Raw genomic sequence first — 9,520 nt, forward strand, 5'->3', positions numbered from 1 at the left:
TTCACCCGGCATTCCCTGCGCCCTCTGCACTGTTTGCGAGGGACGAACTGAGAGCAGGCCTCGGGCATCATGTGCCGCGAGACCGCGTCCCCATGTCGATCGCTGTTTGAGACGTAAATCGGATTCGAGCGGCCGTAGGGTGGGCAAAGCAGCCGCCCGCAGGGCGGTCGCGTGCCCACCGCGCATCGGCACCGGTGGTGGGAATGGTGGGCACGGCGCGCGGTGGAGCGGAGCAAACAACTCACGACTCGGCGCGCCTTTGCCCACCCTACGGACTAATTTACGCCGAGCCATCGCGCGCCGTGTCCACCGCGCATCGGCATCGGTGGTGGCCATGGTGGGCACGGCGCGCGATGCAGCGGGGCCAACAACACACGGCTCGGCGCGCCTTTGCCCATCCTACAGACCGTCGCCAGCCAGACCCACGCCGTCGTCCCGGACAAGCCTGCCGACGCGCAGCGGCGGCGGGCGCCGATCCGGGACCCATACGCCGTGGCGGATGCATTGGGCAAAGGGCCAATGACCAGCGTGGCCCAAACCGCTCCCTCGGGGTATGGGTCCCGGCGTTCGCCGGGACGACAGTGTTGGTTGGAGCGGCCGGACGGGCAGATCAGCGGTGATTGCTGTTGCCACCACGCCGCCGGCTCACCGGCGACGTAACGACGCGAGGCGGCCTCAGGCCGCCAGCGCGCCGCGGACGACGTCGATGATGCGGGCCTGCGTGGCTTCGTCGAGATAGGCGTGCATCGGCAGGCTGATGACGTCGGCGGAGAGCTGCTCGCTGACCGGCAGGCCGCCATCGGCGCTCGGGAAGATGCGGTAGGCGGTCTGCTGGTGCATCGACTTCGGATAATACACCATGGTCGGAATGCCCTGTGCCTTCAACGCCGCGGCGAAGGTGTCGCGGTCGACGCCCCTCGGCAGACGGATGGTGTATTGCGCCCACACCGAGGTGCAGCCCTCGACGAGACGCGGCACCTTGACGACATCGGCCAGCGCCGCGGTGTAGCGCTCGGCGACCTTGTTGCGGGCGGTGATCTCGTCCTCGAAGATCCTGAGCTTCTCGATCAGGACGGCGGCCTGGATCGTGTCGAGTCGCGCGGTGAGGCCGAGGCGGACGTTGTCGTATTTGTCGCTGCCGCCGCCATGGGCGCGCACGCTGCGCAGGCGCTCCAGCAGGCCGGCATCGTCGGTGAGGATGGCGCCGCCGTCGCCGAAGCAGCCGAGCGGCTTGGCCGGATAGAAGCTGGTGGCGGTGGCCAGGCCGAAGGTGCCGAGGCGGCGGCCCTTGTAGCTGGCGCCAAAGCCCTGCGCGGCGTCGTCGAGCACGAACAGGCCCTCGTCGGCGGCGATCGCGGCGACCGCATCATGATCGGCGGCCTGGCCGAACAGATCGACCGGGATCACCGCCTTCGGCTTCAGGCCGAGCCGCTTCGCGGTGGCGATGCCGCGGCGGAGCGAGGCCGGATCGATGTTGAAGGTGTCCTCCAGCACGTCGACGAAGACAGGCGTGGCGCCGGTCAGCGCGACCGACTCGCCGGTGGCGCAGAAGGTGAAGGACGGGCACAGCACGGCGTCGCCCGGGCCGATGCCCTGGGCCATCAGCACCATCAGCAGCGCGTCGGTGCCGCTGGAGCAGCTCACGGCATATTTGGCGCCGCAGAACTCGGCCAGTTCCTTCTCGAGCTGGATCACCTCGGGGCCGCCGAGAAACTGGCAGTGCGCGAGCACGCGGGCGACCGCGTCATCGAGGGACTTGCCGAGTCGCTGGCGCTGCGCGGCGGTGTCGATGAACGGAATGGGCTGATGACGCAAATGCTGGTTCATGAGCTCTGACACGCTTTCGGAAACGGAAATGGGTGGAGCGAGGACGCGACTAGCCGGCGGCGGCGCGGCGCTTGGTGGCGGCGGCCTCGGCCGGGCGATGGCTGGAGGTCTCCAGGCACTGCGTGGCGATGGCCAGACTCGCGACGCCCTCGTCGCCGGTGACGGCGGGCGAGGTGCCGGAGCGCACGGCATGCAGGAACGCGATCAGCTCGGCGCGCAGCGGCTCGTCATGGCCGACCGGCAGATGCCGCATCGAGTAGCTGCCGTCCGGCTTGAAGCCGAAGCATTCGGTGACCTGCCGCGTCAACAGGTCGCCCATGATGTACTTTCCGCGCGTCGCGACCGTGACGTTGCGCGCCTTGAACGGCGTCAGCCAATTGGTGTTGATGTGCGCGAGCACGCCGGAGGCGGTGCGGAACTGCAAGAGCGCGATATCCTCGCGCTCGGCCACCGCGCTCGACAGCTGCGGCTGCACTTCGACGATGTCGGACTCGGTGAACCAGCGGATCAGGTCGATGTCGTGCACGGCGAGGTCGATGACGACGCCGACATTGGACATGCGCGGCGGGAACGGGCCGACGCGGGTGATGGCGATCGACAGGATGTCCTCGCCCGCGATCGCCTTCTTGATCGCGGCGACCGCCGGGTTGAAGCGCTCGACATGGCCGATCATCAGGGTGACGCCGGCGCGATGCGCGGCCGATACGATCTCCCTGCCCTCCTCCACCGTGGAGGCGATCGGCTTCTCGACGAGGAGATGCACCTTGCGGGCGATGCAGGCGAGCGCGAGCTCGTGATGCAGATGGGTGGGCGCTGCGATGGTGACGGCGTCGACGCCTTCGGCGACGAGCTGATCGAGGCTCTCGAAGGTCGGGCAGTTAGCGAGCTCGGTGACGCGGCTGCGATGCGCGGGCAAGGGATCGACGACGCCGACGAGGTGGACATCGGGAAGGCCAGCGAGCACGCGGGCATGGTTGCTGCCCATCACGCCGGCTCCGATCACGCCGACCCGCAGCGCCTGCCTCAGCTCGGCCTTGTGGCCCGCCCCCTTGGAACTCATGTCGCTCGACCCCATCAGAATCACGGAATGGCCATAACAGTTAACGAACTGCAAATCAGCCGGCGAAGCTCTCCTAGCATGTCACTTCAGGCGAGGCGAACGCGGAAACCTTTTTCAGGACACGATTTGATTCAGAAAGTTACATCGCAGGAGGAGGAAAAGCGGAGCAGTTTGAAGGGCCTGCGGCATGGCCTTCGCGTGTGGTAGAGGCCTTGCTCAACGATCGCGACAGGCGGCCGAGACGGTGGATGAGGTCGTTCACGCCTGCGTGTGGGGCACGTGCGGAGGTAACGCAATGGACCGGGCCGGCGAAGACAGGGCGATGCCACACATGCGGGAGTATGCCCATGACCATCCGCCTCGCCTCGTTTCGCCACGCCTTGCACGTCGCCCTGCTGCTCGCGTCGTTCGCGCCCTGGGCGCCATCCGCCGCCGCGACGGCGGAGCGGCCGGTCGTGATCGAGCTGTTCACCTCGCAGGGCTGCTCGTCCTGCCCGCCGGCCAATGCGTATCTCAACGAGATGGTGCGCGAGCGCCGCGACGTGCTGCCGCTCGCCTTCCACGTCACCTATTGGGACCGGCTCGGCTGGAAGGACCCGTTCTCACTGGCCGCCGCGACCGACCGCCAGGCCCGCTACGGCAGCCGTTTCGGCGACGGCTCCTACACGCCGGAGATCGTGGTCGACGGGATCACGAGCCATGTCGGCTCGAACAGAGCGGAGGTGGGTCCGGCGATCGATCGCGCCAGGGGCAAGAGCGTAACGGCAGCCAGTATGAAGCTCGCGCGCAACGGCGACAGGCTGACGGTGGACGTCGGCGGCGGCGAAGGCCGCGGCCGTCTCCTCCTGGTCGGCTTCGATCGCCGGCACGAGACGGCGATCCGCCGCGGCGAGAATGGCGGCCGGACGCTGGAGGAATTGAACGTGGTGCGCTCGGTGCGATCGCTCGGCGACTGGAGCGGCGCCGCGCTGCGGCTGAGCGAGCCGATGCCGGAGGGCGAGGATGCGGCGGTGCTGCTGGAGGCGCCGGACGGCCGCATCGTCGGCGCCGCGCGCTTGTAGTCGCCAGGGGTCAGGAGGAGGAGCAGTAACGGCGCCAGAACTGACGATAGCCCTCCTCGACCTTGCGCGTGTAGGTCTCGACATTGCCGGCCGCGGAGCCCGCGACCATCGCCGGCAGCGCGGCGCGCAGTCTGGCCAGCTCCGCCGGCTGCGCGGCATGTCTCAGCGCGATCGCGAGGTAGCCGTCATCGTCGGCCGCCACGAAGTCGCCGAGCCCGACCGCAATGTTGATGGCCGCCGCCGCACGTGCCGCGGCGCCCTTCCCGAGCTTGCAGATCACGGGCACGCCGGCCTGCAGCGACTCCCAGGTGCTGACGCCGCCATTCTGCGGGAACGGATCGAGCGACAGGTCGATGGCGGCGAACTGCGCGATGTGCTGATCGCGCGTCGACAGGCCCAGACAGGTGACGCGCTGCTCGGCAATGCCATGGGCGACGAAGCGGGCGACCAGCGCATCGCGCACCAGGGCGTCGTCGAGCGCGCCGTTCTTGATGATGATCCGCGAGTCCGGCAGCGCCGCCATCAGCCGCGACCACAGCGCGAGCGCGGGATCGGAGATCTTGTCGATGCGGTTGAACACGCCGAACGTGACGTATCCGTTGCGCAGCATCGGCAGCGGCGTGGGCTGCCAGCCCTGCAGCGGGTCGGTGGTGATGACGGCCGGCAGATCGTGGACCTGCTCGGCAAACAGGTGACGGACATCCTCCGGCACGGTGACCGGATCGGCGAAGAAATAGTCCATCGTCGGCAGGCCCGTGCCGGTGCCGCTGCCCCAGGCCGTGACCTGGATCGGCGCCGGCTTGCGGGCGAACACCGGCAGGCGGTTGCCGGCGGAATGGCCGGAGAGATCGACCAGGATGTCGACGGCGTCGGCCTCAATGCGCTCCGTGAGCTCCTCGTCGGACATCTGCCAGGCATCGACCCAGACGTCGGCGGCGGCGCGGCACTGCGCCGTCATCGTGTCCTGCAGCGGCGAACAGGAATAGCAGACGACCTTGAACGCCTGATGGTCGTGATGGCGCAGCACCGGCAGGAACACCAGCGCGGCCGAATGCGTCCGGAAGTCGGAGGAGACATAGCCGACGGTGAGCCGCCGCTCCGGATCGCGCTCGCGCACCGGCGCCGGCCGCCGCGCGATCCGGGCGCCGATCCGCGTCCACCATTCACGCCTGACGGCTTGATGCTGGACGAAATCGGTGTCCGGCATGAAGTCGAGCAGGAAGATCTTGGCGGTGATCGCATCGCCAAAGTCGGGCTTGATCTCGAGCGCCCGCTCGAAGTGCTGCAGGCCCGTGGCGAGATCGCCCTGCTTGCAGAAGCATTCGCCGAGCCAGGTCCAGGCGACCTCCGACTGCGGGGTCTGCTCCAGCACCTTGCGGCAGGCATCCATCGCCGGCGCGATGTTGTCCCTGACGACGCTGAGCTGGGCAAAGCCCATCAACGCCACGTCCTGCCGCGGCTCGATCGCGAGCGCCGCCTGGAAATCGGCCATCGCCTGATCGAACCGGCCGGCCTGCTGATGCAGCCGGCCGCGCTGCGCCAGCACCTGGGGGGCGCGCGGCCTGATCGACAGCGCCGCATCGAACGCCGCGAGCGCGGCGTTGGAATGGCGCAGATTGATGCTGGCGAGGCCCTTGCCGAACATCGCCTCCATGTGCCGCGGGTTGAGCGACAGCGCCCGGTCGAAGCTCTGATCGGCCTCGACGTTGCGCCCGAGCGGCAGCAGCGCCATGCCGCGGTTGCAATAGGCGTCGGCGTAGTCCGGCTTCAGCGCGATCGCCCGGTCATGAGCTGCAATCGCTTCCTCCGGCAGGCCCAGGCGCATCAGCGTGTTGCCGAGCCCGGTGATCGCGACCAGCAGATTTGGCTTCAGCGCGACCGCCCGCTCCTGGCACTTGCGCGCCTCCTCGTAGCGCTTGCGGTTGAACAGGGCGAGGCCGAGATTGGACAGGGCCTCGGCATGGCGCGGCTCGATCTCGACCGCCCTCGTCAGCGCCTGCTCGGCGAGTTCGAACTGGCCGCCGTCGAGCGCCACCACGCCGAGCAGGTGCAGGGCATCGACATGCGCAGGGAGAAGCGCCAGGATCTGGCCACAGATCTCCTGCGCCTCGGACGGGCGTCCGGCGCGATAGGCCGCGACCGCACGCGGCATCAGCTCGTCCGCCTGCTTGCGGTGCTTCTTCTGCAGCCGCGCATTCTGAAACGCGCGGGACCCGACATCGCTCGCCAAAGCTGGCCTCCACGGCATGATCGACAGAACCGGAACGCAGATGAACTCAGCTGCGGCATGGTGCTATGCCGCACGCGACAGACCTCAGCGAGAGGCCGTGCAGTAACGGCGCCAGAACAGGCGATAGGCCTCTTCGACCTTGCGTGCGTAGGTCGCGACGTTGCCGGCCGCAGAATTGGCCACCCGCGCCGGCAGCTCCGCCCGCAGCGTCGCCAGTTCGGCAGGCTGCGCGGGCCAACGCGTGGCGATCGCGATGTAGCCCTCATCGTCCTCGGCCACCCAGCCGCCGAGCCCGACCGCCGTGACGATCGCCGCGGCCGCGCGCGACGCCGCACTCGCTCCGAGCCTGGCGATGACCGGCACGCCGGCCTGCAGCGATTCCCAGGTGCTGACGCCGCCATTCTGCGGGAACGGATCGAGCGAGATGTCGACCTGCGCGAATTGGGCGATCTGCTGCTCGCGGGTCGACCAGCCGAGACAGGTGATGCGGTCCTGCGTCACGCCATGCGCGGCGAAGCGTGCCAGCAGCCGGTCACGCAGCACGGGATCGTCGAGCGAGCCGCTTTTGATGACGATGCGCGAGTCCGGCAGCTCGCGCATCAGGCGCGTCCAGACCGCAAGCGTCGGCTCGGTGATCTTGTCCAGCCGGTTGAAGACGCCGAAGGTGACGAAGCCGTTGCGCAGCATCGGCAGCGGCGTCGGCGTGAGTCCCGGCAGCGCCTCCGTGGTGATCACCGCAGGCAGATCGTGAACCTGCTCGGCGAACAAGGGGCGCGCCGCCTCGGGCACCGTCACCGGATCGGCAAAGAAGTAGTCGATCGTCGGCAGTCCGGTGCCGGTGCCGCTGCCCCAGGCTGTGACCTGAATGGGCGCCGGCTTGCGGGCAAACAGCGGCAGCCGGTTGCCGGCGGAATGGCCGGAGAGATCGACCAGGATATCGACGCCGTCGGCCTCGACGCGCTCGGCGAGTTCGTCGTCGGACATCTGCGTCGCATCCACCCAGACATCGGCGCACGATTGGAATTGCGCCGTCACGGCGTCCAGCACCGGCGAACAGGCATAGCAGCAGATCCGGAACTCCTGTCGGCTGGCGTGCTTCAGCACCGGCAGATAGGTCAGCGCCGCGGAATGGTTCCGGAAGTCGGAGGAGACGTAGCCGATGGTGAGACGCCGCTCCGGATCGAGATCGCGCGGCGGCGGCGATCTCCGGGCGATGTGGCTGCCGATCCGCTCCCACCATTCGCGCCGGACAGCCTGATGCAGCTCGAAATCGGAGCCGGGCATGAATTCGAGCGTGAAGATCTTGGCCGTCATCGCCTCGGCGAAATCCGGCTTGATGTCCAGGGCGCGATCGAAATGCGCGATCGCTTCGGCGATTTCGCCCTGCTTGGCGTAGCAGATACCGAGCCAGAGCCAGGCATCCTGCGAGCGCGGATTCTGCTCGAGGATCTTGCGGCAGGCATTGACGGACCAGGCGATGTCCTTGAAATGGCCGAGCTGGGCCTTGCCGAGCAGCGCCACCTCCAGGGTCGGATCCTGCGCCAGCGCTGCCTCGTAGTCGGCCATCGCCTGATCGAACCGTCCGGACATCTGGTGCACCCGCCCGCGCTGGGCAAGCACCTGCGGCGCGCCGGGCTTGATCGCGAGCGCGGCGTCGAAGGCGGCGAGCGCGGCGGTGAGGTGCCGCAGGTTGAAGCTCGCAAGTCCCTTGCCGAACATCGCCTCCATGTGCCGCGGATTGAGCGACAGCGCGCGGTCGAAGCTGTGGGTCGCCTCCGCGTTGCGGCCGAGCGGGATCAGAGCCATGCCGCGGTTGCAATGGGCATCGGCATAGTCCCGCTTCAACGCGATGGCGCGGTCATGCGCGGCGATCGCCTCCTCCGGCAGGCCGAGGCGCATCAGCGTGTTGCCGAGTCCGGTCTGCGCGACCAGGAGATTGGGCTTCACGGCGATCGCCCGCTCCTGGCATTTGCGCGCCTCGTCGTAGCGCTTGCGGTTGAACAGCGCGAGGCCGAGATTGGACAGCGCCTCGGCGTGGCGCGGCTCGATCTCCACGGCCTTCGTCAGCGCCTGCTCGGCGAGATCGAGCTGGCCGCCGTCGAGCGCCGTGACGCCGAGCAGGTGCAGCGCATCGAAGTGGTCGGGCAGCAGCGCCAGGATCTGTCCGCAGATCGCCTGCGCCTCGGCGCGCCGCCCGGCGCGATAGGCCGCGACCGCGCGCGGCATGAGGTCATCGACATGCTTGCGGTGCTTCTTCAGGAGCCGCGCATTCTGAAATGCGCGCGAACCGACATTGCTTGCCAAGAGTGGCCTCCAAGGGCTGACGCAAAGCACTCAACTCGACGCAACGCGGGAAACCAGAACAGGACGCCGGACTGCACCTGCGCAATCCGTGCTGCGGCGTCAGACGGCCGCACAAAAATCGCGCCAGAACTGGCGATAGCCTTCCTCGACCTTGCGCGTGTAGGTCTGGACGTTGCCGGCGGCGGAATTGGCTACTCGGCCCGGCAGCTCGGCCCTGACGCGCGACAGCTCGGCGGGATCAGCTGCATGCTTCAGCGCGATCGCGATATAGCCGTCATCGTCCTCGGCGACCCACGCGTCGAGACCGATCGCCTTGACGATCGCGCCGCCGGCGCGCGACGCCGAGCTGTTGCCGAGCTTGGCAACGACCGGCACGCCGGCCTGCAGCGACTCCCAGGTGCTCACGCCGCCATTCTGAGGGAACGGATCGAGCGAGATGTCGATCCCGGCGAAAGCGGCAATGTGCTCCTGCCGCATCGACGAGCCGATGCAGGTCAGCCGATGCTCGGCGATGCCTTGCGCGGCGAACCGCGCGATCAGGCCGTCGCGCAGGAAGGCATCGTCGAGCGCGCCGTTCTTGATCACGATCCGCGCCGACGGGATCGCGCGCAGCAGCACAGCCCAGACATTGAGGACCTGATCGGAGATCTTGTCGATGCGGTTGAAGACGCCGAAGGTGACATGGCCATTGCGCAGCATCGGCAGCGGCGTCGGCTGGGCGTCGGGCAGCGGGTCCGTCGTGATCAGCGCCGGCAGGTCGTAGACTCGTTCGGCGAACAGCGGCCGGACGGCCTGGGGCACCGTGACGGGATCGGCGAAGAAATAGTCCATGGTCGGCAGACCGGTTCCCGTGGCGTTGCCCCAGGCCGTGACCTGGATCGGCGCGGGCTTGCGCGCGAACACCGTCAGACGGTTGCCGGCCGAGTGGCCGGACAGGTCGACGAGAATATCAACCTGATCGGCCTGGATGCGATCGGCGAGCTCATCGTCGGACATCTGCATGGCATCGACCCACACGTCAGCCGCCGCCTTGCACTG

The 9,520-nt window shown here is 68.3% G+C and carries 6 protein-coding genes; 1 reads left to right on the top strand and 5 read right to left on the bottom strand.

All coding sequences use genetic code 11. From position 1 onward, the window contains the following. Positions 1-675 precede the first annotated feature (675 nt). Both BRAS3809_RS28105 and BRAS3809_RS28110 read right to left on the bottom strand, forming a co-directional pair. Positions 676-1,827, bottom strand: a complete 1,152-nt coding sequence (locus BRAS3809_RS28105; RefSeq protein WP_008965396.1) for a DegT/DnrJ/EryC1/StrS family aminotransferase — start codon at positions 1,825-1,827, stop codon at positions 676-678. 49 nt (positions 1,828-1,876) lie between these two features. Further along, a complete protein-coding gene (locus tag BRAS3809_RS28110; RefSeq protein WP_008965397.1) occupies positions 1,877-2,887 on the bottom strand; it encodes a Gfo/Idh/MocA family protein in 1,011 nt (336 codons plus the stop codon). Between the two features lie 347 nt (positions 2,888-3,234). Here BRAS3809_RS28110 and BRAS3809_RS28115 point away from each other — a divergent pair, with 347 nt between their 5' ends. Next, positions 3,235-3,948 (top strand): DUF1223 domain-containing protein, encoded by a 714-nt coding sequence (locus tag BRAS3809_RS28115; protein WP_008965398.1) that lies wholly within the window; start codon positions 3,235-3,237, stop codon positions 3,946-3,948. A 10-nt stretch (positions 3,949-3,958) separates the two neighbouring features. On the opposite strand, the gene BRAS3809_RS28120 is transcribed toward BRAS3809_RS28115, so the two are convergent. The 3 genes from BRAS3809_RS28120 to BRAS3809_RS28130 form a co-directional block, all read right to left on the bottom strand. After that, the gene (locus tag BRAS3809_RS28120) at positions 3,959-6,178 is read right to left on the bottom strand and encodes an O-linked N-acetylglucosamine transferase, SPINDLY family protein (RefSeq protein WP_008965399.1); all 2,220 of its coding nucleotides are present in this window, start codon (positions 6,176-6,178) and stop codon (positions 3,959-3,961) included. A gap of 84 nt (positions 6,179-6,262) precedes the next feature. Further along, entirely contained in the window at positions 6,263-8,482 is a 2,220-nt protein-coding gene (locus BRAS3809_RS28125) for an O-linked N-acetylglucosamine transferase, SPINDLY family protein (protein WP_008965400.1), read from the bottom strand. 99 nt (positions 8,483-8,581) lie between these two features. Continuing rightward, on the bottom strand, positions 8,582-9,520 hold a 939-nt coding region (locus BRAS3809_RS28130), incomplete at its 5' end, for an O-linked N-acetylglucosamine transferase family protein (RefSeq protein ID WP_035659132.1).

Source organism: Bradyrhizobium sp. STM 3809 (assembly GCF_000239795.1).
Taxonomy (GTDB): Bacteria; Pseudomonadota; Alphaproteobacteria; order Rhizobiales; family Xanthobacteraceae; genus Bradyrhizobium.